Source organism: Prevotella sp. E15-22 (assembly GCF_023204875.1).
In the GTDB taxonomy this organism is placed as follows: Bacteria; Bacteroidota; Bacteroidia; order Bacteroidales; family Bacteroidaceae; genus Prevotella.
The window spans coordinates 250,436-275,516 of record NZ_CP096247.1 but is presented as its reverse complement, the minus strand read 5'-3'; the positions used below and the strand labels follow the sequence as shown (position 1 = coordinate 275,516).

General features: G+C 49.4%; 17 protein-coding genes. 13 read left to right on the top strand and 4 right to left on the bottom strand.

All coding sequences use genetic code 11. The annotated features are described in order from the left end of the window. Nucleotides 1-127 precede the first annotated feature (127 nt). The 7 genes from M1D30_RS01050 to M1D30_RS01020 all read left to right on the top strand — a co-directional run bounded on the left by M1D30_RS01050 (nucleotide 128) and on the right by M1D30_RS01020 (nucleotide 13,555). The gene (locus M1D30_RS01050) at nucleotides 128-2,839 is read left to right on the top strand and encodes a TonB-dependent receptor (protein WP_248505337.1); all 2,712 of its coding nucleotides are present in this window, start codon (nucleotides 128-130) and stop codon (nucleotides 2,837-2,839) included. Nucleotides 2,840-2,851: 12 nt separating this feature from the next. Beyond that, nucleotides 2,852-5,710 carry an outer membrane beta-barrel protein gene (locus tag M1D30_RS01045; RefSeq protein WP_248505335.1) on the top strand — a complete coding sequence of 953 codons (2,859 nt, stop codon included), beginning with the start codon at nucleotides 2,852-2,854 and terminating at the stop codon, nucleotides 5,708-5,710. A gap of 13 nt (nucleotides 5,711-5,723) precedes the next feature. Beyond that, nucleotides 5,724-7,718 (top strand): thioredoxin family protein, encoded by a 1,995-nt coding sequence (locus M1D30_RS01040; protein WP_248505333.1) that lies wholly within the window; start codon nucleotides 5,724-5,726, stop codon nucleotides 7,716-7,718. 8 nt (nucleotides 7,719-7,726) lie between these two features. Beyond that, nucleotides 7,727-9,745, top strand: a complete 2,019-nt coding sequence (locus tag M1D30_RS01035; RefSeq protein ID WP_248505331.1) for a hypothetical protein — start codon at nucleotides 7,727-7,729, stop codon at nucleotides 9,743-9,745. Nucleotides 9,746-9,753: 8 nt separating this feature from the next. After that, the gene (locus M1D30_RS01030) at nucleotides 9,754-11,619 is read left to right on the top strand and encodes a TlpA disulfide reductase family protein (RefSeq protein ID WP_248505329.1); all 1,866 of its coding nucleotides are present in this window, start codon (nucleotides 9,754-9,756) and stop codon (nucleotides 11,617-11,619) included. A 536-nt stretch (nucleotides 11,620-12,155) separates the two neighbouring features. After that, nucleotides 12,156-12,467, top strand: a complete 312-nt coding sequence (locus tag M1D30_RS01025; RefSeq protein WP_248507674.1) for a helix-turn-helix domain-containing protein — start codon at nucleotides 12,156-12,158, stop codon at nucleotides 12,465-12,467. Continuing rightward, the gene (locus tag M1D30_RS01020; protein WP_371874180.1) at nucleotides 12,467-13,555 is read left to right on the top strand and encodes a type II toxin-antitoxin system HipA family toxin; all 1,089 of its coding nucleotides are present in this window, start codon (nucleotides 12,467-12,469) and stop codon (nucleotides 13,553-13,555) included. Before M1D30_RS01025 ends, M1D30_RS01020 begins: the two co-directional genes overlap by 1 nt. A gap of 272 nt (nucleotides 13,556-13,827) precedes the next feature. Here the strand turns inward: M1D30_RS01020 and M1D30_RS01015 are convergent, their stop codons facing one another. Together M1D30_RS01015 and M1D30_RS01010 are read right to left on the bottom strand one after the other, a co-directional pair. Then, on the bottom strand, nucleotides 13,828-15,558 hold the full coding sequence (locus M1D30_RS01015; protein ID WP_248505324.1) for a M56 family metallopeptidase: 1,731 nt from the start codon (nucleotides 15,556-15,558) through the stop codon (nucleotides 13,828-13,830). A 6-nt stretch (nucleotides 15,559-15,564) separates the two neighbouring features. After that, nucleotides 15,565-15,927 carry a BlaI/MecI/CopY family transcriptional regulator gene (locus M1D30_RS01010; RefSeq protein WP_248505322.1) on the bottom strand — a complete coding sequence of 121 codons (363 nt, stop codon included), beginning with the start codon at nucleotides 15,925-15,927 and terminating at the stop codon, nucleotides 15,565-15,567. Between the two features lie 387 nt (nucleotides 15,928-16,314). Here M1D30_RS01010 and M1D30_RS01005 point away from each other — a divergent pair, with 387 nt between their 5' ends. Together M1D30_RS01005 and M1D30_RS01000 are read left to right on the top strand one after the other, a co-directional pair. Then, the gene (locus M1D30_RS01005; RefSeq protein ID WP_248505320.1) at nucleotides 16,315-17,526 is read left to right on the top strand and encodes a DegT/DnrJ/EryC1/StrS aminotransferase family protein; all 1,212 of its coding nucleotides are present in this window, start codon (nucleotides 16,315-16,317) and stop codon (nucleotides 17,524-17,526) included. Between the two features lie 6 nt (nucleotides 17,527-17,532). Then, a complete protein-coding gene (locus M1D30_RS01000) occupies nucleotides 17,533-18,288 on the top strand; it encodes a glycosyltransferase family 2 protein (protein WP_248505318.1) in 756 nt (251 codons plus the stop codon). Here M1D30_RS01000 and M1D30_RS00995 read toward each other — a convergent pair. Further along, complete coding sequence (locus M1D30_RS00995; protein WP_248505316.1) at nucleotides 18,263-19,111, bottom strand: phosphorylcholine transferase LicD; 849 nt, start codon at nucleotides 19,109-19,111, stop codon at nucleotides 18,263-18,265. The genes M1D30_RS01000 and M1D30_RS00995 overlap by 26 nt on opposite strands. Before the next feature lie 145 nt (nucleotides 19,112-19,256). On the opposite strand from M1D30_RS00995, the gene M1D30_RS00990 reads away from it, so the two are divergent. From M1D30_RS00990 to M1D30_RS00975, 4 genes are read left to right on the top strand one after another with little or no spacing between them, the layout of a single operon-like run. Beyond that, nucleotides 19,257-20,342, top strand: a complete 1,086-nt coding sequence (locus M1D30_RS00990) for a glycosyltransferase family 4 protein (protein ID WP_248505314.1) — start codon at nucleotides 19,257-19,259, stop codon at nucleotides 20,340-20,342. Nucleotides 20,343-20,353: 11 nt separating this feature from the next. Continuing rightward, entirely contained in the window at nucleotides 20,354-21,301 is a 948-nt protein-coding gene (locus tag M1D30_RS00985) for a lysophospholipid acyltransferase family protein (protein ID WP_248505312.1), read from the top strand. A gap of 28 nt (nucleotides 21,302-21,329) precedes the next feature. After that, nucleotides 21,330-22,127 carry a glycosyltransferase family 2 protein gene (locus M1D30_RS00980; RefSeq protein ID WP_248505310.1) on the top strand — a complete coding sequence of 266 codons (798 nt, stop codon included), beginning with the start codon at nucleotides 21,330-21,332 and terminating at the stop codon, nucleotides 22,125-22,127. Nucleotides 22,128-22,140: 13 nt separating this feature from the next. Beyond that, nucleotides 22,141-23,055 carry a capsular polysaccharide synthesis protein gene (locus M1D30_RS00975; RefSeq protein ID WP_248505308.1) on the top strand — a complete coding sequence of 305 codons (915 nt, stop codon included), beginning with the start codon at nucleotides 22,141-22,143 and terminating at the stop codon, nucleotides 23,053-23,055. Here the strand turns inward: M1D30_RS00975 and M1D30_RS00970 are convergent. Next, nucleotides 23,048-25,009, bottom strand: coding sequence for an LTA synthase family protein (locus tag M1D30_RS00970; protein ID WP_248505306.1), 1,962 nt, complete (start codon nucleotides 25,007-25,009; stop codon nucleotides 23,048-23,050). The two genes, M1D30_RS00975 and M1D30_RS00970, sit on opposite strands and share 8 nt — an antisense overlap. Nucleotides 25,010-25,081: the final 72 nt, after the last annotated feature.

Below are 25,081 nucleotides of genomic sequence, written 5' to 3'. Positions count from 1 at the left end.
ATTGACATATGCCAATAACTAAAAACAAAGGTTAAATAAACAAAACACCTTACAATATTTTAAATATTTCTTACGTTATATGCCTGCATTCACTTAACTTTGCAAACAATTCTCATAAACCCAAATAATGAAGAAATCAATCACCATCACCCAGCTACTTGCCTTCGTTGCACTGTTCATCTGTTTGACACCCCTTCATGCCGACGTTATCAAAGGTCGCGTGGTGGATGCCGAGACCAAGGAGACCCTTCCTGAAGCCACCGTCCGAATCATTCAAAGAACCGACTATGGCTCAAGTATTTATACCACCAAGACCGACAGCCTTGGCGTGTTCTTCTCGTTTGCCAGCGGGCGTGCCTCTGTCGAGGCCTCTATGCTGGGCTACTACAAAAAGAGCAAGTCCGTGTTGGCCTTTAGCGACAGTGACAAAGACACCATCGACGTTGGCACCATCGAACTAAAGATATCCCCCCAAATGCTGAAGATGGTCGAGGTGCAAGGCCATGCCCGCCGCTTCTCCGTCAGGGGCGACACCATTGTCTTCCATCCTGAGGCCTTCCACCTGCAGGAGGGTGCCCGCCTTGACGAACTCATCAGTAAGTTACCTGGCGTCGAGGTAGACAAAGAAGGCAAGATGACGTGGAACGGCAAGCCCATCCGCCTGACGATGGATGGCGAGAGCATGCTTGGTGGCGACCAACTGATGAAGCAGTTGCCTGCCGAGGCCGTGCAGGACATCAAGGCCTATAACAAAGCCTCCGAGTTTTCTGAGCGCACCAAGAAGGACGATGGCAAGGAGGATATGGTACTCGACCTCACCATCAAGCCAGGCTTCCTTGACCGCTGGTATGGCGACGTGACGGCTGGCTACCAGTCGCCCAGATACTACGAGAGCGAGCTGAGCATGAACCGCCTGTCGAAGAGCGACCCCATCATGGTTTATGCCGATGCCAACAGCATTGACAAGAGAGTACGCAAAGGCATGAACAGCTGGAGCAGCAGCTGGGGCAGCGGCTACGGACAGGAACAGGGAGGCACGGCAGGCTATCAGCATAAATGGCAGAAGAAAGAGGGCACACAGGAGATGAGGAGCCAATACTCCTTCACTGGTAGTCTGGTGCACAATGACAACTGGGAAACACGCAACACGGAAACCGACAACTACTTCCCCAACGCAGCAGCCAGTCGCAGTCAAAACGAGAACTACTGGCGCAGCCATTCCCTGACCCCCACCATCAATGCCGACCTGCGCTGGGCCAAGGACTCGCTAAACACCTATACCCTCAGCGCCTCGGCCAGTCACAAAAAGCGTCGCTCGCATAGCACAGACACCACTGAGGAAAGCGAGGCCGCCTCTTCCTCCGATACATACACCCCTATCTTGTCTCAGATAACGAAGACCCACGACGAGGGCTATCGAACCGACCTCAACACCAGGGCTGGATGGGAGCACTATGTCAAGGAGGGCTCGTTCGGCGCCACCTTCAACATCAACTATACCGACAACAAGGAAGAGAGCGAGACGCAGCGTACCATCACCTCGCACCAGGAAGGCATCGCCTCGTCCCTGCTCAACCAGCAATACACAGAACCCAGCACATCGCTGAACATCTATACCGATGTCCATCGCTCACACTGGATCACCAAGAAATGGATGGTTCAGGCACAGTATTCTTTCACCTACAACCAGAACCACAGTCGTCAGGACTTCATGACCAATGGTGTCGAGGACAACGACAACACCTATCGAAACCATCGCTTCAACATCAACCACAGTCTGCGCATTGGTCAGACTATCAATCTCACGCCCCTGCAACTCATGCCCAACGTCGAGGCAAGCTGGATTCGCACGCATCTCGACTACACACGCAGCAGTCTCGACACCACAGCCGTGCGTCGTCGCCTGCTCGTCACTCCCTCGCTACGTGCCACACTGAAGCTCACCAAGACCATTGGTTTCGAGGTGAACTACAGGTTTGACACCAGTCTACCCGACCTCTTCCAGACCATCGGCTATCGCGACCTCACCAATCCGCTTTATATCAGTGAGGGCAATCCCAACCTGAAAGACTCGCACAGTCACGACATCTCGCTGAGATATAATATGGTCCTTGCCAAGAGTCAGACCAACATCAGCGCCACCATCAGCCATCACACCTCTGACCGCGATCAGGTCAACGCCCTGAGCTACGACCCCACCACGGCCGTTTATACCAGTAGGCAAGAGAACGTGAAAGGCAGCAGGTCGTGGGAGTTCCGTCTGAACATTGACCAGGCCCTTGGCGACTTCGTGCGCCTGCAGAACGACTTCCGTCTGAGAGACGATCGCCACTATGGCTTCCTCACACTGCTGCCCACGCAGGCCGAGCGCACGCTGACACGCCAAACCGACTTCCATCCCAGAAACAAGTTGACCATCTCCTACGACAAAGACTGGCTCAAGTCGTCTGTCTATGCCATCATCGATGCCGATCGCATACGATACACTGCCTCGCCAGAGCAGAACACCACGCTGTGGAACAACGAGTATGGTCTGAACGTCGAGGCCACCTTTGGCAACTTCGTTTTCGAGAGCGACCTCTCTGACGAAACACGACGTGGCTATGCCATGCAGTCGATGAACAAGAACCTCCTCACCTGGAACGGATCCATCACTTGGAAGATTCTCAAGAACAAAGCGCGCCTGAAGATGGAGTTCCAGGACATCCTCAACAATCAGGACGGCTTCTATAGCAACCAGACAGCCTACCAGCGCACCACCTCGTGGAGGGACTTCCGCCACCACTATGTGGGCATCAGCTTTACCTATCACCTTGATGCCAAGAGTAAAGACAAATAAACTAAACTTATTATGAGACAATTACTCATCACCATACTCTTGGCCTTTACAACCCTAGCCATCTTCGCACAGACGGACAGCACCAAGGTGAAGAAGAAAAAGAAGGTTGAATATGTTACCCTTTCTGGATATGTGGCCGACGGATTCACAAAGGCCGCCATCCCCGACGTGCAAGTCACGCTGATGCGCGACGACTCCACCGTTATCCGCACTAATACGGTCTTTAAGAACGAATACGTATCATCGACAGCCACCACGCAATATTACTTTGGCATTTCTCATGAGCCTGCCAAATATATCATTAAGGCAGAGCACCCCAACTACGAGACAACCTATACCAACTTCGAGGTCAAGCACATCAGCAAGCGAGCCACCGATATCGACGGACCCAGAATCCATATGAAGAAGACGGCCAAAGCGCATCATTTCGAAGGCGGCATACTCAACGAGGTGGTGGTGCAAGCCACCAAGGTCAAGATGGTGTGGCGAGGCGACACGCTGGTGTTCAATGCCGACGCCTTCAACGTGCCAGAAGGCTCGATGCTCGACGGTCTCATCAAGCAGCTGCCTGGCGTTGAGCTGAATGACGACGGCGAAATCTTCGTCAATGGCAAGAAGATTGATAACCTGACGCTGAACGGTGCCGACTTCTTCAAGGGTCGAAACAAGATTATGCTCGAAAACCTGCCCTACTTCACAGTGAAGAACGTCGAGGTGTATAAGAAGCAGACTGAGAAAAACAAGTTCCTGGGCATCGACAACGAAGACAAGAAAGAATACACGATGGACGTCATCCTCAAGCGCGAATATAATATTGGTGGTTCGGCCAACATCGAGACTGGTGGTGGAGCATCCGACGAAGGCGACTGGCGCTATAAGCTCAAGGCCTTCGGCCTGCGCTTCTCCGACAGGACACGAAGTGTACTCTTTGGTGGCTTGAACAACGTTAACGAGTTGGCTGAGTTCTACGGCGGAGAAGACTATCGTGACAGGACAAGCCAATCGGGCGACAACCACTTCAAACAGATAGGCGGTCAGTTTGTGTATCGTGCGCCAGAAGACAAGTTCGAGAGCACCACTGAGGTGAATACCACATGGAACGACGAACGCACTGAGCATCGCAGCCAGAGCGAAACCTACATGAACGATGCCAGCACCTTCGGCCTATCTGATGGCATAGGAAGGAACCAAGCCAACAGTCTCAGGATTTCAAACACGTTGCGAGCCACAAGCAGCAAGTACCGTTTCTACTCAAGCCTCCGAGCCAGCTACGACCAGGCAGACTACAAAAACGACGGCTGGGATGTCAGCACTGCCGATATGCTGATGCTCGACAGCATCAACAGCTCGTGGTATCGCACACACAGCAACAACGGCAATTTTCTTACCAACGGCCACTTCGACCTCAGCAGGCGCTTGCAAACGGGCGACGCCATCACGCTCAACTTCGACGGCATGTATTACAAGCTCCTCAAGCACGAGTCATCAAACCTAAACTATTACACCTACCATAAACTGGGCACCCACGACATGCGCGACCGTCTGACCCGAAACCCTGGCCACAGAGCCCAGGCAAAAGCCACACTGGAATATACCTATCACATAGGAAGGAACATCCAAATAATGCCCTCTGCCGGCTTCCAGATCGACGATGAGAAGAGTAGCAGTCACGAATTCCTGCGCGACAGCATCGACTATCTTTTCGACACCCAGAATAGCTACGACCAGCACACACAATCCATTGACAAGACGGCTGGTGTGAGTTTCAATTTCAGTAAGGGAAATTACAAAAACGGAATCAGTCGCACCTTTCACGTCTCTGGTCATCTCCAAACCAATTTCCAACAAAAGAAGATGGACTACATGAGCGATCCGCTCACCACCGACATCACTCGCAACTATACGCTGTTCAATCCTCAGCTCTATGCCTATTACTCACGACACGACTCCATCCAGACTCAAAATATCAATCTTCAATACTATGTTTGGGACCTCACACCCGATGTCACTGATCTCATCGACCGTCCCATTACCAGCGACCCCCTCAACATCTATCAAGGTAATCCTGATTTGAAGCCTTCTTCCACACATACCCTCTCAACAGAGTATTACATACGTCGCGACAGCATCGACCAGACCATCAGGTTCAACCTCAGCAACGAGTGGACACGCAACCCCAGGGTCTCAGGCTGTAGCTACGACCTGACAACGGGTGTGCGCACCTATCGTCCTGAGAACATCAAAAGCGGCAACTGGTCAACCAGTTTGAAAACCACCTGGAACCGTGCCCTCGGCAAAAAGAAGTTCTGGTATATCGACAACTCGCTGACCCTGCGATACAAGAAGAGCACTGGTCTTTCCTTCACTGCTAACAGCACCAATGCCGAACTCAGTCGTGTGGGCACTTCAGAGGTCACCTTCAGCACCAAGGCTCGCTTCCAGAACAAGAAGTTCAACCTCAACATGAAGGGCGATGTGTCCTATCGCAACTTCCATCGCAACATCACCATCGGCGAACAGCCCACTGACATCTGGGACTTCTCCTATGGCCTCAACGGCAACTACAAACTGCCATGGAACTTCACCTTCGATACAGACCTCACCATACATTCGCGTCGAGGCTATACCGACAGCGAGATGAACGACAACCGCCTTTATTGGGATGCCACACTCACCAAGTCCATCCAGCAAGGACGATGGGTATTCAAGCTTCGCGGCTACGACATCCTTGGTCAGGTATCCAGTCTCCAATACTGGGTCAGTTCGCAAGGTCGCACAGAATACTGGACCAACTCCATGCGCCGCTATGCCTTGCTCACCGTCAGCTACCGCTTCTCGCAGAAACCAAAGAAAGATAAAAACGCAGAATAGCAACCTAACAATTATGAGATTTAAAACAATCATTACCATTCTCTTCACCCTACTCAGCGTGGGTATTGAAGCAAAAACGTTTAAGACGATTAAGAACCCTGTGGCTATGGCACACAACATCCCTGGGGGTGAGTTGAAGGCCCGCGAAGTTATCTTCAGGGATACGGCAACAACCGTTCACTTCACCATAGACTATCCCAAGGGACGGAATTTCAGCATCAACAGCACCAGTTTCCTAGTTGACGAGGAGGGAAATCGCTACCCATTGCGCTCAGCTGAGGGGATAGCACTCAACACATATGGAGAATCAACAGGGCCGAAAGACTTCACGCTGCACTTTGAGCCAATGCCTAAAAAGGTGCAACTGTTTGACTACAGAGAGGCTGACAACAGCAGAGCGTTCTATCTGATGGGTATCCACGACCAGAAGACAAAACTCAAGACGCCCACCATACAAGAGATTCAGGCAAAGAATCCCTATTCCGTGCCTGCCGAATGGTTCAAGACAGACACAATCACCATCAAAGGTAGCATTGAGGGATATAACGCCGAGCAGTTTGGCTTCACCTCAATGGAGTGCGTCTTTGAGGATGTCTTCGAGAAGGATGATGCCACCCAAGTGCTCGATATCAACCCTGACGGCACCTTTAAGAAGAAGTTCCAAATCAGCTACCCCATTTGGCAGTCATTCCATACACACGACTCCAAGGTTGGCTTCGATGCCATTCCGTTCTTTGCCCGTCCTGGCGAGACGATTGACATCACCATCAAGAAAAACGCTCAGGGGAAATATGAGTGCTATTACAATAGTGGTAGCAGTAAGGATGTGGAACGATTGCTAAAATCTGAGCATCCTTACCAGGAACTCATTTTCCCTTTAGCCTACTTCGAAGGCAAATTTAGCGAGATGCCTGCTATAGCTGAAAGCACATGGGAAAACATGCTTTATCTGCTCAACAACGAATGTCGCGACAAACACTACACGCCATTCGAGGCACAGCTGGCCCTCGCAGATATGCAGACCTACTATTCGGAAGCTGTCTTAGACTATGGTATGTATCATGAGATGGACCTGATGAAGCAAGAATTACGCGATGGCGTCTACTATACAGAGATTCTAGACAGCGTAGAGTGGAAGGAACTGTCAAACTTAGACAACTTCAAATTGCTGCACCGTGTGGACTTCGATAATCCACTGATGCTCTCCAGCAGTAGCTACAGCCATCTTCTCAACCGTGTTCAACATGCTACGCCAGTCAGGAACCTCGTGTTCAATTCTTTGACCTTAAATGATGATGTTGAGATGTTAATCTATGAGGCAACCTCTGAGAATGAGGTGAAAAGCATGCAACTCAGCTATGACGGTTGGCGTCAACTGATGGGATGTGACCATGATAACCTAATAGCACAAATCAGCATCCACAAGGATTTCATGAGTCGTTTCAATGGATGGCGCCAGAACGGATGGATTGACGATCTCACTCCTATCTTTGCCAACAGATACACAAACGCCTATATTCGCCAAAAGACGGAGCAGTATTATGAACGCAAGATGGCACAGAAGGAACTCTCCACTCCTCTGCCCGAGAACAATGTGGCTGCCGATTTGATTCGCAGCATCTCTGCCAAATATCCAGGCCGCTACCTGATGATTGACTTCTGGGGCATGGGGTGCGGGCCTTGTCGCTCTGCCATCCAAAGCAGCAAGGACCTGCGTACCAAGATTGCCAAGCGCGACGACATTAAGCTGGTATTCATTGCTGAGGAACGCATTGCCGGAGGTAGCGATGCATATAAGAATTATGTTGCCGAGTGGCTGGCCGACGAAGAGACCATCTGTATCACAAATGCCGAGTTCGCCCGTATGCAGGAACTCTTCCAGTTTAATGGCATTCCCCACTACGAGACTTTCACCCCCGATGGTCGTCGTGTGCGTGATGATCTACGCTTTAATGGATACTATAATTTTGACATGTACTTGAAAGAACTGAAAGAAAAGCTAAAATAATAACACATATGAAATCATTCATCATTACCTTCCTCCTCGCCCTCGTCACAATGGCAGGGCAGGCAAATACTTATAAGACCATCAAGAGTCCTGTTGCAATGGCCTGCGTAAATGTGGCGGACGGCGAACTGGAAGTCCGTGAGGTCATCATGAGCGATACGGCGACGACCGTACATTTCACGATGGAATACGAGACAGGACATCATTTCCGCTTCGTTAAGGAGAGTTACCTCATGGACGAGGACGGCAACCGCTATCCGTTGCGCTCAGCCGAGGGAATCGCCCTCGACGCATGGGTGCAGTCGCCTGAAAGCGGAGTGACAAACTTCACGATGCATTTTGAGCCGATGCCGAAAAAGGTGCAGGCATTCGACTTCATCGAAGGCGACGGAACAGGTGCATTCATGCTGCTTGGCATCCACGATAGCCACGTCAAACTGAATACCCCTACGATGCAACAACTGTCAGCGGCTAATCCTTTCACACTCCCAGACTATTGGTACAACACTGCCGCCATCACCATTCGCGGACGTATCGAGGGATATGATGCAGAACGCTTCGGATTCAAATCGTTGGAAGGTTTTGTTGGCGATGTTTTTGCGAAGGAGAACGGCATGATGGTCATCGATATCGCACCAGACGGCTCATTCGAGAAACAATTCATGGCCAGCTATCCCGTCAGCACTAAGCTATGCACCAAAGAGACGAAGGTTGATTTTGACGAGATACCCTTCTTTGCGCGTCCTGGTGAAACTATCGACATCACGGTACGCAGAAACGCAGAAGGCTGCTATGAGTGCGTCTATCATAATGGAAGTAGTCACGAGGTGGAGCGATGGCTGAAATCGAAATTAATGACGGGCTACCTGAGTAATCCGCTGGCACTTTTTCAAGGCTCTTTCAGCGATGCCGCGATGCTGGCTGAGGAGGTGTGGCGGAATATGCTTTATCGCATCGGCATGGTGAGTCATCGCGACCATTTCACACCGATGGAGATGCAATTGGCACTCTCCGACGCACAGCTCTATCTGGCTACTGCCTTCTTGGATTATGCCATGATGATGAAATACAACGTCATGAAACAGGTTGACGGCGTGTATTATGACGAGATTGTTGACAGCATCAACTGGAAAGCTCTCAATGACGCTAATAGTTATGCGCCTTTGCACCGTGTCGATTTTGACAATCCTTTGATGTTGTCTAATAGCCATTTGTTTTCCCTTGTCAACCGTCTCCAGTATGCATCACCCGCCACGCAAGCCTACTTCAAGGCTACAGGTCAAAAGCGGCTGGATGATTACTATGCGGTTTTGCGCGAAATGCTCGGCAGCAAGGACAACACACTCATAGCGCAACTTTGTTTGTACAAGCAGATGCTGACGGAGTTCCGTAATTGGCGGACAGAGAAAGAACGTACCATAGAGGCATTGAAGAATTCGCCAAATTTGCCAGACTCATTAAGAGAACGCGTATTGAACAGCATCCCTACCGTAGAGTCGAAATATACGATGGTCAGCAATACGTTTACACATCCCTATGTCAAAGCCAAGGCCGATGAATTCTACTCTCAGGAAATGGGGCAGACGGAATTGGCAACGCCACTTTCCAATGCGCCGATGGCTGACCTCATCCGTTCGCTTTCAGCCAAATACCCAGGCCGTTATCTAGTCATCGATTTTTGGGGCATGAGCTGCGCCCCATGCCGTTCTGCCATCCAGGAAAGTAAGGAACTACGTGCCGAGATAGGCAAACGCGACGACGTGAAACTCGTCTTCATCGCTGGAGAACGAACTACCGAAGGCAGCGATGCCTACAAGAAATATGTGGCCGAGTGGTTGGCTGACGAGGAGACCGTCTGCGTCACCAACGATGATTTCACCCGCCTGCAAGAACTCTTCCGCTTTGGCGGCATTCCCCACTACGAAACTATCACCCCCGATGGTCGTCGTGTCCGCGATGACTTGCAGATTCGCGGCTTCTATAACTTCGACCACGAGATGAAACAACTGAAAGAGGCACTAAAATAATAACACATATGAAATCATTCATCATTACCTTCCTCCTCGCCATCGTTGCAATGGCAGGACAGGCTAAAGACATTATTTGGAAGAATCCTTCAGCCTTTATGGGAAACTATAACGGCGAGTTTTTCATCACTCAAGTAGAACTGAAACCAACGGAAACGGTGATGCACATCACAGCACACTATAGGCCTGGCCAATGGATTCGCTTCGACAAGCATTCGTTTCTGAAGACTCCAGATGGCAAGAAGTATGGCATCACAAGTGGCGCAAAGACCAACGAGAAGGAGAGCGACCTGCTGCTCGACTCACTCTTCTGGATGCCTGAAAGCGGCATGGCCCAGCTGGCTCTACATTTCAAGCCCGTACCCCTCGACACCAAGGAGATGGACTTCCTGGAGAGCTATAACGATGGCGATTTCAAGTTCTGGAACATCTGCGGCAGCAAGACAAAACAGAATGTGGTGATCCCTGACGACTGGAAGAACGTGAAATATGCCAAGGACGAGACACTGCCCGCTGCCAAGATTAACAAAGGCATCGCCACTATCAAGGTGAAGATGCTGGGCTTTAAGAAAGGCATGGAGTTGGCTTTCTTCATGCTCAACTTTCAACCACTGGGTTCTAACGACCATTTCAATAAGGAGTTCCGCTTTGCTGACGATGGAACGGTGAAGGTTGAGGTGCCTCTATGGCTGACGCGTGAGGTGACCGTAGGCGTAGAGGGGATGGCTAATGCCAATATCGTTATCGCCCCTGGTCAGGAAACCAACATCCTGATGAAAGTTACCTCCGATCCTAATCCGTTTGTAGCTTTCAAGGGCTACATGGCCAAGACCAACATAGACCTCACAAATGCAGAAATCGAATTTGAGACCTTAATGGACGAAGACAATACCTATCTCAAGGTCAAGGACTGCAACACATCGGCAGAACGCCTGAAATGTCTGACGGACATCTTCAACCAGCGCATCGAAGCCATTAAAAAGACCAAATACACCACGGCAGCCAAAGACCTGCTGTGCATGGAGGCCGAAAGACAATTCGCAAAATGGACTCGCAATTTTGCCAGTACATTCAGTCAATATGGGTTGACGGCAAATGGTATGGTGTATAGGGGTAACGACAACTATTTTGAAGACGTAGAGAAGAACAAAAACATGCTTATCCTTCCTTATAGTGAGGCGAATTACACATGGAAATATCTCAATGAACCAGGCTCGCCATGCAGCGTAGCATTCTGGAATACGGAGTTGAGTGCCTACGACTTGAAAGCCCCTGAGAAGAGTGTTTTCAATACGGATGTGCGCACGATACCAGCCATCCTGAGAATCTTAAAGGACGATGCTTCCGATGACGTAGCAAAGGAAATGCTTACTGATGAGGATTGCAGGAATGTCGTCAGAGAATACCTGGCTGAACAACGGCGCATTGCCCAGCAACTGGGCAGTCAGGAGCATGTGTTCTATCAGAAACTCGACAACGTTGCGCCTGAGGACATCCTACAAACCATCCTCGATAAATACAAGGGCAAGGCCGTGCTCATCGACATCTGGGCTACGTGGTGTGGACCCTGTCGTGCAGGACATCAGGCCATGAAGCCTCTGAAGGAAGAGCTGAAAGGCAAGAACATTCAGTTTATCTATATCACCTCGCCCACATCGCCCCTCGCCACTTGGCAGGAGATGATTAAGGACATCGATGGCGACCACTTCTATCTCACCAAGGAGCAGTATAACTATATTCTCGACAAATACGAGTCGCAGGGCATTCCCACCTATGCCATCTACGACACCAAGGGCAACCAGATCTTCAAGCAGATTGGCTTCCCTGGCAACGACGTCATTCGCAACGAGTTGGAGGCAGCAAGCAAGAAATAAGATATTAAGCAACCTAACAAGACCGACCATACAACATGTAAAGAAATAGTGCCGAAAAAAGGGGTTCTGAAAAAATGCAAACTAGAACGCAAAAATGGGTCAAAAATGACCTTTCGGAGGACCCCTATCGATTTCACCATGCAACGGAGGCTGTTTTACAACCCAACGGAGGCTGTTTTACCATGCAAAACAGCCTCCGTTGCAGTGTAACTCAGGCTCCGTTACAACCTAAACGAATATTCGATTGCGTTCTAATTCTTTACACTTTTCAAGCTAATTTCGTAAGTCTCTCATTTTCAGTGATTTACGAACATGCTCATATTTCGCCTGTACGCACAGAAAAAATTTTTGGCTCAGAATTTTTAAATCTCAGAGGCGCTATTGTTAAGATTATTCACCAAATTCACTTAAAAGATTAGATACTGCAAGCAAGAAATAAGTGTCTAAATATTTGGTAGTTTGAATTATTATTCGTATCTTTGTACACCATATTTGATGTGTTAATCACAAAATTCAAGAGATACGCATAATATATGATGCAGAACAAATTCGTTTATGATCCTTATCCGCTACAAGTGACTATGCAGCGGTTGGCAGAGAACTTGAAGGCAAGACGCTTGGAAAAGAAACTCTCCACAAAGAGTCTTGCAGAGATGAGTGGCGTGCCTGCTTCATCCATTCAGCGCTTTGAATTGAAACACTCCATCTCTTTGGAATCGTATGTGAAGTTAGCGAAAGCATTAGGCTATTCCGAGGAAATCATGCAGTTGCTGTCAGAACCGAAATACGACACGATGGAGGAACTGCTGGAAATCAATAAGAACCGTACAAGAAAACGTGGCGTATGATAAAGAATATACATGCTGTAAGCGTGATGTATCATGGACGGAAAGTGGGAACTCTGTCTATGGGTAACAGATCGACTTGCCAATTTGAGTATGACAAAGACTGGCTTTCGAATGGTTTTTCTATTTCACCTTTGCAACTGCCGCTGAAAGCCGGTCTCTTTTCTGCTGACTATCAACCATTCAACGGCAACTTTGGCGTTTTCGAGGACAGCCTGCCTGGTGGCTATGGCGAATACCTACTACGAAAGGTACTCAAGGATTCTGGCATTGACCCACAAGGATTAACCCCTGTACAATGGCTGAGTATAGTTGGCAGTTCAGGAATGGGAGCCTTATGCTATGTACCAGAAACGAAACTCATTCGAGAGGATGGTCAACGCTCTTTTGACGAGATGCAGCAGATGGCACTTGATGTACTATCTGAAAAGACTAACGATAATGCCGATATGCTTTATTTTAAGAGCGGCAACTCTGGAGGCGTGCGCCCTAAGTGTATCTTCTCTGATGCCGACGGGCATTGGCTGGTGAAGTTCCGTCACACCTACGACCCCAAAAACATCGGCCAATTAGAATACGATTACAATAAGGTTGCTCGCCAATGTGGCATAGATGTCCCAGACTTCAAACTGATAGAAGGCAAATACTTTGCCGTTCGCCGTTTTGACATTGAGAACGACGTTCGCCTGCATATTGTCACAGCCAGCGCACTATTGAATGAACCAATTACTCCTCCCAAGATGGAATACCACAATCTGTTGCAGTTGACAGGCTATCTAACACAATCGCCTAAGGCTGTTGAACAGCAGTTCCGAAGGATGGCATTCAATGTCTTTGCCCACAACATGGATGACCATGCACGTAACTTCAGCTTCATCTGTCGTGATGGTGAGTGGTCGTTGGCACCCGCCTACGACCTGACCAACGATGCCACTCTGGGGGAACACGCCTCAACCATCAACTTCAAAGGCATACCCACTGACGAGGACATGATAACTGTTGGCATGAACATCCGCATGTCTCGTGAACGTTGTCAGCAAATCATCGAGGAAGTAAAAGAAGAAACTCGCGAACTCGAAAAATACTTTTAAAACGAACAAGAATGCAAGCAAGAAATAACTAGTCGCATTACAAACAAACATTGCGTCAGGGCGACACTTTTTTTCAAAAAAAGTTGGAAACAGTTCTTTGACGAGATACTCACAGTCCGACGCCTTCGGACTCTCAGTCCGTCCCCGTCGGACTGCGAGTCCGTTCACTACGGAAAAAAGACAGGCTGGGGAATACTTCTCAGCATCCCCCAGCCTTGTACCTGGTACTCTAACTACTTACTATTATTATTGACTTATTTGTCTGAATAATTCTACTTGGTTTGAAAATCGACAAGATGCTGCTCTGGCGAAGAAGGACTCTTCTTGAATACCACCTTCTTCAGGTCATCGGCAGGAAGATCGGGCAGACTGTTCCTATCGAAAGGCTCGCCATTAAGAGACAGTTTTACGTTTTCCTGTAGTATCAATCCAAAGTAGTCACTGGCTGACCTTTGGAGAACCATACCACGACGGGTGATGATATGTGACGAGCCTTCCATATCAACGTAGGTGGCACCCAAAGGAATGTTGACCAAGTAATACTGACGCAAACGCGGAGGCACTTTGCTATCTTTGTCCTCATGCCAAACTATCATTCTTTCGCGTTTGTTAAACGGTTGATGTCTCTGCGTGCGATCAAAGATGGGTACAACGAGATACGTATAGCCTTGCTTGGTAGTAAGGGGCAATAGTCCCTTCATCAGTGGTTTAGGCATCGCTTTCATTAGGCGTTGTACCTCGGCTTTCAACGCAGGGTCTAAGTTGTCTGGCCACTTTACATTGCCATAGCTACCGTCAGAGTTGACATAAGGCTGAACGGTGATATTACCACCAATGCCGCGTGCACGCATGTCATCGGTGTACTGCATGTTCTGCTCCAACCAATACATCACCATTTCATAGCGCTTGTCAGCATTATCTGGCATCGGTTTCTTGGCATCATACTCTAACGACTCGTCGCGCACAAAGGTGTAGACATAATCGTTGTCATTGCTGCCAGACAAAGGTTGGGCAACGTTCTTAACTTGAGCAAAGGCAGCAAGTGCCATTACACTCAGGGGCAAAAGATAGGCTGCTTTCAGCGACGCCCATCGTCGGGATGGTTTCTGATACATCATTTTGAATCTTCTTTTAATTGGACTTTGGTTCAAAGCGTTGACGACAGGCTGCAGTCCCGTGCCAGTGGCTTTACGTATTAATAACAGCTGATATTCTTCATCTTTAACACCCAAGGAGAGCACACGACGGTCGGCCTGGTATTCGTGAACATCGCGCAGGTCTTGGCGTAGCATCCATACAAAGGGCACACACCACAGCATGCGGCATACCAGTTCACAAAAGAGCATGTCCCATGAATGTCCCAAGCAGATATGAGCCTGCTCATGGCTGACGATGAGCTGTGCCGACTTCTCTCCCTTTTTCACTTGCATAGCGTCAGACGGACTGAGAATCATCCACCGCATCCAACTGCATGGAGTATCTACAGCGGGATGAGTCAACACATGCACATAGTTTGGCAGACCCTCCACCTCAATACGCTTGCCACGATGAATGAGCAGAAGCAAGGAGAAAACCTGCCAAAGGAAATACAGGATGCTCACCACAACACCAATTATATAAATGGCAATGAGGCCGACGATATAGATATTGGCATTCGGTGAGGCCTTAGCCTCTTGAACCTGATGTGAGTCTCTACTAACAGGAAGTGGCTGTAGTGATGCCTCCACATCCGGACTATTGGTGGAGAGTGGCATATTGGTCAGAAGCGGACTGTGGACGTTTTGAATCTGGCATTCAATCATCTCACGCCCTTTGGCCACAATATTGGTCTCATTAGTCTCTATCTGACACATTGGAAGCACCATGCTGGTTATGAGAATAGTCAACAACACCACACGGTTGACATGATGCAGCGTCTCACGCTTCATCATCAGTCCGAAGAACGAATAGAGGAGTGTAAGTACTAACCCCCAGCGTATGATATAAATGATGAATGATGCCATTGTGTTTTAGCGCTTATTGTTTTTCAGTTCCTGCAGGTAGTCCAGCAGTTCCTGTTCCGTCACGTTCTCATTCTCAATCAAGGCAGACACCAACTTGAGGTACGACTTCTTGAAATAGTGGTCTACAAAGGTACCCAACTTCGACTTTCCATAATCCTCCTTGGCAATGGTCGAGCTATAGACATAGCCACGTCCTTTTGGTTCGTGAGTCAGGAATCCCTTGCGTTCCAGAATCTGGAAAACGGTGGCAATCGTGTTGATATGGGGCACAGGCTCCTCATAAGTGGCCTGCACGTCCTTTGGAGCACATGGCTCAATCTGCCAGATCTTCTCCATTACCTCTTCTTCTTTCGTGGTCAACTTGTTCATAATCGTATGATATTTCGTTTTAAGTTTCAACGATGTTTTTAGTTTGATGCTGCAAAGATATATTTTTTTATTTGTTACTTCCAAATATTCAGCAATTTTTTAACCTATTTTTTTAGTTGAAAACCACATAATTATCATTCCAGCCCAAAGCCAATCAGGGTTTATAGGGCTGTCACCTTTGCCTTAAAGGGATAGTTTCTATGACCTGTTCGGATGGTTTCTATGACTCATTGCAATCATCTCTATACCCCCATAGGGATTATTGCAATGACTCGTTCGGATTATCCCAATGAACCTTATACACACAAAAACAATAAAAAACAATCTATAAAGACGCTTATTATCAGAAATAATGCGTAACTTTGCACCAAATATTCTATTTGTATTATGAAAATCCCTTTTTCGCCACCCTATATTGACGATAGTGTAATAGCAGAAGTAACCGACTCACTGAAGTCTGGCTGGATTACCACAGGCCCCAAGGTGAAGGCCCTGGAAGAGGAAATCCAGAAACTGTCAAACGCCCAGCGCGTGCTGTGCGTCAACTCATGGACAACAGGTGCCATCCTGATGCTTCGCTGGCTGGGCATCCAGCCTGGCGACGAGGTCATCGTGCCTGCCTACACCTATTGCGCCACTGCCCTGGCTGTGCTGTGGGCTGGCGGCAAACCTGTGATGGTGGACTCTGGCGAGGACCTGAACATATCGGTTGACGCCATCCGCAAGGCCATCACACCCAAGACAAAGGCCATCATCCCTGTGGACATTGCTGGTTGGCCCTGCGACTACGACGCCATCATGCAACTGGTCAACGAGCCTGAGATTAAGGCCATGTTCCAGGCCACATCGCCTGTGATGGAGAAGTTGGGACGCATCGTTGTGATGAGCGACTCGGCCCACTCTATCGGCGCCTACTATCATCAGCAGCACTCTGGCTCTGAGACTGATATCGCTATCTTCTCGCTCCATGCTGTGAAGAACGTGACAACGGCTGAGGGTGGTGCCATCTGTCTGAACATGCCTGAGCCGTTTGACAACGACGAGCTGTATGCAGAACTGCGCATGAAGGCACTGAACTGTCAGACCAAGGATGCCTTCACCAAGACAAAGGTGGGTGGCTGGCGCTACGATATCGTTGGCATGGGCATGAAGGCCAATATGGCCGACGTGAACGCTGCCATCGGTTTGGCACAGATTCGCCAGTACGACGACCTGCTGAAGGAACGCAAGCGCGTGTTCGAGGCTTATAACAACGCCTTCAAGAATCAGTCGTGGAGCATCCTGCCCCCCTGCAACGATGGGGTCAGAGAGAGTTCGTACCACGTGTATGCCCTGCGCATCAAGGATATCACGGAGGAGCAGCGCGACGAGATTATCAACGAGATATCGAAGAGCGAGGTGGCTGTCAACGTGCACTTCATCCCCATGCCCATGCTCACCTTCTTCCACGGACTGGGCTATCAGATTGAGGACTATCCGCAGGCCTACGAGAACTATCACCACGAGATCTCGCTGCCCTGCTATCCACAGCTGACTGCTGAGCAGCTGGACTATATCACCACGACAGTGATCAACGCCGTTCACACCGTATTGAAATAGTAGACTATGAGCGAAGACAACAAGATATCGGTGATCATCAACACCTATAACGCTGAGCAGCACCTGCGCAAGGTGCTCGACTCGGTGAAGGACTTTGACGAGGTGGTGGTGTGCGACATGGAGAGCACAGACCACACGCTGGAGATTGCCAAGGAGTATGGCTGCAAGATTGTGACCTTCCCCAAGGAGAACCACACCTGCTGCGAGCCTGCCAGGACTTTTGCCATTCAGAGTGCCTCGAACAAATGGGCCTTTGTGGTGGATGCCGACGAGATTGTGACACCTGAACTTCGCGAAGAGCTCTACGAGCTGATTCAGCAGCCCAACTGTGCCGCTGGCTACTATATTCCACGCCAGAACATGTTTATGAGCATGTTTGTGCGCGACTTCCACTACGACTATCAACTTCGCTTCCTGGTGCGCGAAGGCACAGAATGGCCACCCTACATCCATTCACTGCCAAAAGTGCCTGGACGCGTGGAGAAGTTGAAAGCAAGGAAGGAGGCTCGTCTGCTGCACCTGATGGACGAGACCATGCATGAGTATATCACCAAGATGAACATCTATACCGACAACGAGACCGACAAGAAGCAGTATGGTACGATGGCCCTGTTCTGGCGCCCTGTGTGGCGCTTCTTCAAGAGCTACGTGATGGACGGCAGCTTCCGCATGGGCACACGCGGCCTTATCCGCTCGTTGATGGCAGCTCAATATCAGTTCATCCTGGTGTCGAAGATTATCGAGAAGCGTTATCGCGGTTAACGAACGAACGCTTGTCCTGATACTGCCTGAAGGGCAGGTTATAATCCAAATAGAAGAAATTGTGCTGACGCTGGTTGTCGTGAGGAGGAACAACCATATAGTCGCCGTACTTATTGCGCAGATAGGCATCGGCATGCTCCACGCCCATCACCTCGTAGCCCTCAAACCTCACAGGCGTAGGTTTGCCCAGCATGGTCTTGGGAATCACGCCATTCACACCATCGTCGTAGTCGAGCACATACTCCGACTTTTCATAGTCGTAGGCCAGATAGGCCGCACGCAACTGCTTGCGCGCCCACTCGTGCGTAAAAAGTTTCTGGATGAGGAGCACTGGCCACGAACTGGGGCCATGGCCATGCTTATAGGGGTCGCGATGGAGGAAATAGAGTAACTTATCCATTGCCTTATAGCGAGCCACGCACAGACGGCGTGCCAACTTGGACGCTGGTGCGCCATCAATGGGAAAAACATCGATATAGATGCCGCCCACATAGTCACTATGCTCACGCTCAATCAGCGTGGTACTACCATCGACAATCTTGCCAAAGCCGCCAGGATAATGGGCGTCGGTCTCGATAGACAAGGCCTCGAGGGGCTGTGGCAGCCATTCGTGGGCATGCATCATCAGCTTGTCGTAGTCAGGACGAGGCATACAGATGTCCATATCATCGTCCCAGGGAATAAAGCCCTTGTGGCGAACGGCACCCAGCATGGTGCCTGCCCAGCAATAGTAAGTCAGATGATGCTCGCGACAGACCTTGTCAACTGACAACAGGATCTGCAGGATATGCTCGTGCAAAATGTCGATATCGTAAGATGCCATAATGATTCTGTGTTTTAACTTTGCCAAAGGTAGCACAAAAAACTGAAATGGCAAAATAATTCTTTTTATATTTGCACAATCACTGAATATTTAGTACTTTTGCAAACATAATACATATGAATAAAAGGAAAAATACAACGTCTGCATGAAGATATTCCACATTGTCTCTAATAAAGAATGGGGAGGCGGTGAACAATATGTTTACGACCTCTGTCAGCGCCAGCGCAAAGACGGTATTGAGGTGAACATCATCTGCAAACCCATCGACAGCATCAGCAAGAAATACGAGGAGGCTGGCATCACGGTCTATCGCCTGCCCCTGGGAGGCGCGCTCGACTTGAAGAGTGGCTGGCAACTGGCCTCTATCGTCAAGAAGGCCGGCAAATGCACTATACATGCTCACAACTTCAAGGATGCCTATACGGCATGCTATGCCAGGAAGTTCTCTGGCCGCAAGGATATCCAGGTGGTGATGTGTCGTCACTTGACGCGCCCTGGCAAGAACACCATGCTCTATCGCTGGCTGTATGGACAGTTGGACAGACTAATCATGGACTCACAGATTTCCACCGACGCATTCCTGGGCACCAACCCAACAATTGACACGAAGAAGTTGGGCATCGTCCATACGAGTATTGTGGTGCCTGAGAATACTGTTCCTGTGGATATCCGTACCGAGTTCAACATCCCAGCAGAGACTGTGCTGGCTATGTTCCATGGCCGACTGGATCCTGAGAAGGGCATTGACGTGCTGCTGGATGCTGTGGAGCAAATCAAGGACAAGAACTTCAAACTGGTGCTCATTGGCAAGGGAAGTGATGAGTATACGGAGCATCTGAAGACGACCGTCAAGGCGAAAGGCATCGGCGAGAAGATTATCTTCGCTGGCTTCCGCCATCCTGTGCTGCCCTATGTGGCTGGTGCCGACTTTGGCATTCTGGCCTCTACTGTACGCGAAGGTTGTCCGTTGTCGCCCCAGGAATATATGTCGCAAGGTCATCCTGTGGTGGTCACGGATAATGGTGGTCAGCGCGAATACGTAGAAGACGGTCGCAATGGCTTGCTCGTTGCGCCAGGCAATGCCAATCAACTGGCAGAGGCCATGAGCCGACTCATCGATGATGCCGACCTGCGCCAGAAGCTGGGCAGTCAGGCCAAGGCTGACTTCAACGACCATCTGAACTACGAGCATTTCTACGCCCAGATCAAGACGATATACGCAAACGACTAACACAGCACGATATGAAAAAAGCGTTATACTATCTGCTTTACGCTTCATGGTACCTGCTATCGCACCTTCCTTTAAGTGCGCTGTATGTGCTGAGCAACTTCATCTTCTTTATCGTGTTCCGCATCTTGAGATATCGTCGTCGCACGGTGTGGGTCAATCTCGTCACCTCTTTCCCAGAACTAGAACCTGAAGAGCATAAGGATATCGAGCGCAAGTTCTACAGATGGTTCTGCGACTATCTGGTAGAAAATATCAAGCTGATGAACATGAAGCCTGAGGAGATGAAGCAGCGACTGGTCTTCAAGAATACTGAGGCCGTGGACCAATGCGTCAAAGAGGGACAGTCGTGCGCCATTTACCTGGGACACCTGTGCAACTGGGAATGGATTACCTCACTCCCTTTCTGGATTACACCCGAGGCACAATGTGGACAGTTGTATCATCCGTTGGAGAACAAGGACTTCGACAGGCTGCTGCTGCACATCCGTCAGCGCTTCGGCTCTGTATGCATTCCCATGAACGACTCCTTGCGTCGCATCCTGGACTATAAGCGCCAGGGCAAGCAGACCGTCATTGGCTATATTGCCGACCAAGCGCCTTTCTGGTGGAATATCCATCACTGGTGCCCATTCCTTCATCACGACACGGCCGTGCTTTCTGGCACTGAGCGCATCGCCACGAAACTGGATCAGGCTGTCTTTTATCTCGACGTACATCGTGTGAAGCGTGGCTATTATGAGGCTGAGTTCAAGCTCATCACGCGCGAGCCAAGGAAGATGGAGGAGTTCCAACTGACAGACATCTATTTCAACGAACTGGAAAAGAGCATCCGCCGACAGCCTGAGTGCTATCTTTGGACGCACGACCGCTGGAAGCGCACGCGCGAGCGCTTTAACCGTCGTTTCGAGGTGATTGACGGCAAGGTGCACGAGAAACCAAAAGACCAACAGCACAGTTAGGTCGTTACCAATATATTGACTTGCGAATATGAAAATTACACTGATTATCTCTACTTATAACTTCCCTATAGCCCTGAACCTGTGTCTGGAGAGTGTTACCAAACAAACGGTGATGCCAGACGAGATTGTCATTGCCGACGACGGCTCTGCCGAAGAGACAACCAACCTTATCAGAGCATGGCGCCAGCGCCTGCCTATGCCCGTGAAGCACGTTTGGCAGGAGAACAAAGGCTTTCGCAAGACCATCGTGATGAACATGGGCTTTGCCGTTTGCACTGGCGACTATATCATCCAGATTGACGGCGACATCGTCATGGAGCGTCATTTCATTCAGGACCACATGCGCTATGCTCGTCGAGGTCAGTTCATCTGTGGCAGTCGAAGCCGAATCAACGAGGCGTATACCAACAAGCTGAAGCAGGGCAAGAAGCTGAAGTTCTCGTTCTTCAGACCAGGACTGGACGACCGCATGAACGCACTCAGATGCAGTTTGCTGACACCTTTCTTTAAGGACTACGACCACCTGAGAGGTTGCAACATGTCGTTCTGGCGCGACGATATCATGGCTATCAACGGCTATGACGAGACCATTGTGGCCTATGGCTATGAGGACGAGGATGTGCAGGAGCGACTGAAACGCATTGGTAAGAAGAAGTTGTTCATCAAGTTTATGTGCATTGAATACCACGTGTGGCATCCAGAACATCCCACCAAGAAGAACCTGGCTGAGACGCGCAAACTCATTGACCGCAACAACGAACAAAACCTAGTTCGCTCTGAGCGTGGCATTGAGCAGCACCTGAACGAAAACAACCTCGTGGAATAAATGCTCCCACTTCATGGATTCTTGGTTTTATTTAAAGGTTAAGACCTGTAAATTCCTGGCTAACACCATCTCGGCATTGGTGTTCGACAGGGAGAAGCGTCATGCACTGAGGGAGAAGTTGGACCCACTGAGTCCCAAACGGTGTGTGGCCTATATCAAGAAACGCTATACCGATGTTGAGCCTGTGACAATGGCCGGCTATGGCACCACAGGTCACACCATATGGATTTGCTGGCTTCAAGGCAGGGACAACGCACCAGACATCGTCAAGAACTGTATTCATTCCTTTGAGCAACTTAAGTCGGAGGGCATGCAGGTTGTCGTTCTGACCTCCAAGAATCTTCATCAGTATGCACAACTGCCTGCTTATATCGTGGAGAAATGGCAGAAAGGCAAGATATGTCATGCACATTTTACGGATATCCTGCGTGTTTATCTGATGGTGAGATACGGCGGATACTGGGTTGATGCCACCTGCATACAGACGGCTGCCATTCCTAGGTCTATCGACAGTCTTCCTGTCTTTCTCTTCAGGTCGCATGGTGAGTTCTCGTTCACACTGATACAGAACTGTTTCCTGCACAGCAACAGGAACCATTATATCATGGGCAAATGGTATGCAGCCATGCTAGCCTACTGGAAGGAGGAGGACAAAGCCATTCATTATTTTGTGCATCATCTGATGTTTCAGGCACTTCTGCAGGCCGACGACAGATTCAAAAAGGAATATGAAAAGATTCCCGTTTTGAGCGACGAGCCTATGCATATTCTCCTTAACAGTATGCTGGCAGGTGAGCCTTATACAATACAAAAAATGAACGAAGCCCAGGAGGCCTCGTTCATTCAAAAGCTTAGTTATAAGTTTCCGCAGGAACTTCTTGACGACAAGCAGTCAATGGCTTGTCATCTGTCTGCTCCGCTTACTTAGTAGGAAGTAGCCTGTTCTCTGTCATTCGCTCCATATACTGCTGAATGATGGCCTTTAACTCGCGCTCCATCTGCTGCTGGACAGGCACCTTTCCTATCAGATTGTTCTTCATCAGCGTATCATCGAGGGCATAGACAGCACGCGTCTCACGACCATCAAACTGGATGACATAGCCATACTTAACATACTGATAGATACCATTCAGATAGTTCACCGCCCACGTCTTGTCGGCAGGTGTGTGGAGCAGGTCAATGCCAAACGACAGATAAGGCTCATCATAGCCCAGATGACCAAGAATCGTCGGCATGATATCGGTCTGCTGAGCAATGGCATCCACCATACCACTTCCCATCTCGCCAGAGGGGTCATAGAAGATGACTGGCGAGCAGAAGCCTCCCAGGTCTGTCTTATACTCTGGCAGTTTGGTCATATTCGTATGGTCGCTGGTAATGACAAAGATGGTGTTCTTAAACCACGACTGCTTCTGGGCCGATGCAAAGAAATGCTGCAGGGCCATGTCGGTATATCGGATAACGGGATAGATAGGCATCTCTGGGTCCTCTTCTGGGAACTGATCCTTATAAGCATCAGGCACACGGAAGGGATGATGGCTCGACAGGGTGAAGAGGGCGGTCATAAAGGGTTCCTTCATCTCTGTCATCTTCTGGCAATAGTACTGCATGAAAGGCTCATCACTGATGCCCCACCAACCATCAAAGTCGGCATCACCACGCGTACGCGGATCGCTGTTGAAGTCCTCACGACCAAAATACTCCTGGAACTTGGTGGCACGTGCAAAGGCCATGAAACCCATAGAGCCACGCTCAGCACCATGGAAGAAAGCAGTCTCATAGCCCTTTTTGTTCAGACAGTCGGCCAGTCCGCTGACATCATTGACAGAATAGGGCGACAGGAAGAAGGGCTCTACGAACATGGGGATAGACGAGAGGATAGATGGCATACCATCAATCGACTTACGCCCATTGCAATAGCTGTGGGTGAAGGTCAGCGCGCCATTGGCCAGGAGTGAATCTGTAAAGGGCGTATAGCCTTTGTAGCCTGGCACATGGCGGTTATAGGTGCCAATATACTCTCGTCCGAAGCTCTCGATGATGATCACCACCACATTCTTTCTCTTGAAAGCAGAATCGCCCTGACAACCAGTGTGGATAGGCGAGTAAAGGGCTTCCATCTCTTCTTTATTATCGAAATAGGTGATAACCTCGAAGTTGTTCTTGCCAATAGTGCGTATCAAGGCGAACGGTGTGTTGAGAACCAAGCCCACCTCTGTAGGACGGTCGCAGTAGTTATTGGCATTTGAAATCGTGATAGGACGAATGTCTCGTGTCCATCCACCTCGCATGCCTGCCACGCAGAAAGGCACAAAAGTAAGGAGCGACAGGGTGATGGTGAGATAGTAGGGCAAGAGACGAGCCTTCTTTGTCAGCGGCTTCTGTGGCGAGACATAGAGTTTCCACAGTCCCCAGGCTATCAAGGCTGCCAAGAGGAAGAAATACCAATGACTGAGGGCCTCGGTGAAGAAGATGCCTCCCAGGTTGTTCTCGTTCTCGAACTCCTGGAAGATGGTGGTGGTGGTGCGTCGCATGCTATAACGGAAATAGACGCAATCGCCCAGGTTCAGAGCCAACGTCAGGATGTTGACAACCACAAACACCCAGCGGCACACGCGTTGATAGGCGGCTGTCTCTTTTTTATGCAAGGGGAACAGCACCATCAGCACCCACAGGGCATTGGTATAGAGAATAGCAGAGGTGTCGAACGTCAGGCCTCCACTCAGGATCTCGAGGAAATGACTCCAGGTGAGACTGTCGGCAAAGAGGTTCCAGTTCTCGAAAAGAAAAGCCATGCGGGCTATGAAATAAACCACATAGACTAGGAACAGATTACACGCAACGGCACCTAACGGTCTCAGGAACTTAATATAGTTTTTCATCTCTATCTTTACTATCTTTTCTAACTAAGACCACAAAGGTACGAAATAACGAGTGAAATGCAAAAGAAAAGC

What these genes read in the sequence shown, in the direction of transcription:
- M1D30_RS01040 (WP_248505333.1), top strand. Translation starts at nt 5,724, where the DNA reads ATGAGATTTAAAACAATCATTACCATTCTCTTCACCCTACTCAGCGTG.
- M1D30_RS01045 (WP_248505335.1), top strand. Translation starts at nt 2,852, where the DNA reads ATGAGACAATTACTCATCACCATACTCTTGGCCTTTACAACCCTAGCC.
- M1D30_RS01000 (WP_248505318.1), top strand. Translation starts at nt 17,533, where the DNA reads ATGAGCGAAGACAACAAGATATCGGTGATCATCAACACCTATAACGCT.
- M1D30_RS01025 (WP_248507674.1), top strand. Translation starts at nt 12,156, where the DNA reads ATGCAGAACAAATTCGTTTATGATCCTTATCCGCTACAAGTGACTATG.
- M1D30_RS00970 (WP_248505306.1), bottom strand. Translation starts at nt 25,009, where the DNA reads ATGAAAAACTATATTAAGTTCCTGAGACCGTTAGGTGCCGTTGCGTGT.
- M1D30_RS01015 (WP_248505324.1), bottom strand. Translation starts at nt 15,558, where the DNA reads ATGGCATCATTCATCATTTATATCATACGCTGGGGGTTAGTACTTACA.
- M1D30_RS01005 (WP_248505320.1), top strand. Translation starts at nt 16,315, where the DNA reads ATGAAAATCCCTTTTTCGCCACCCTATATTGACGATAGTGTAATAGCA.
- M1D30_RS00975 (WP_248505308.1), top strand. Translation starts at nt 22,141, where the DNA reads ATGGATTCTTGGTTTTATTTAAAGGTTAAGACCTGTAAATTCCTGGCT.
- M1D30_RS01010 (WP_248505322.1), bottom strand. Translation starts at nt 15,927, where the DNA reads ATGAACAAGTTGACCACGAAAGAAGAAGAGGTAATGGAGAAGATCTGG.
- M1D30_RS01050 (WP_248505337.1), top strand. Translation starts at nt 128, where the DNA reads ATGAAGAAATCAATCACCATCACCCAGCTACTTGCCTTCGTTGCACTG.
- M1D30_RS01035 (WP_248505331.1), top strand. Translation starts at nt 7,727, where the DNA reads ATGAAATCATTCATCATTACCTTCCTCCTCGCCCTCGTCACAATGGCA.
- M1D30_RS00990 (WP_248505314.1), top strand. Translation starts at nt 19,257, where the DNA reads ATGAAGATATTCCACATTGTCTCTAATAAAGAATGGGGAGGCGGTGAA.
- M1D30_RS00985 (WP_248505312.1), top strand. Translation starts at nt 20,354, where the DNA reads ATGAAAAAAGCGTTATACTATCTGCTTTACGCTTCATGGTACCTGCTA.
- M1D30_RS00995 (WP_248505316.1), bottom strand. Translation starts at nt 19,111, where the DNA reads ATGGCATCTTACGATATCGACATTTTGCACGAGCATATCCTGCAGATC.
- M1D30_RS01030 (WP_248505329.1), top strand. Translation starts at nt 9,754, where the DNA reads ATGAAATCATTCATCATTACCTTCCTCCTCGCCATCGTTGCAATGGCA.
- M1D30_RS00980 (WP_248505310.1), top strand. Translation starts at nt 21,330, where the DNA reads ATGAAAATTACACTGATTATCTCTACTTATAACTTCCCTATAGCCCTG.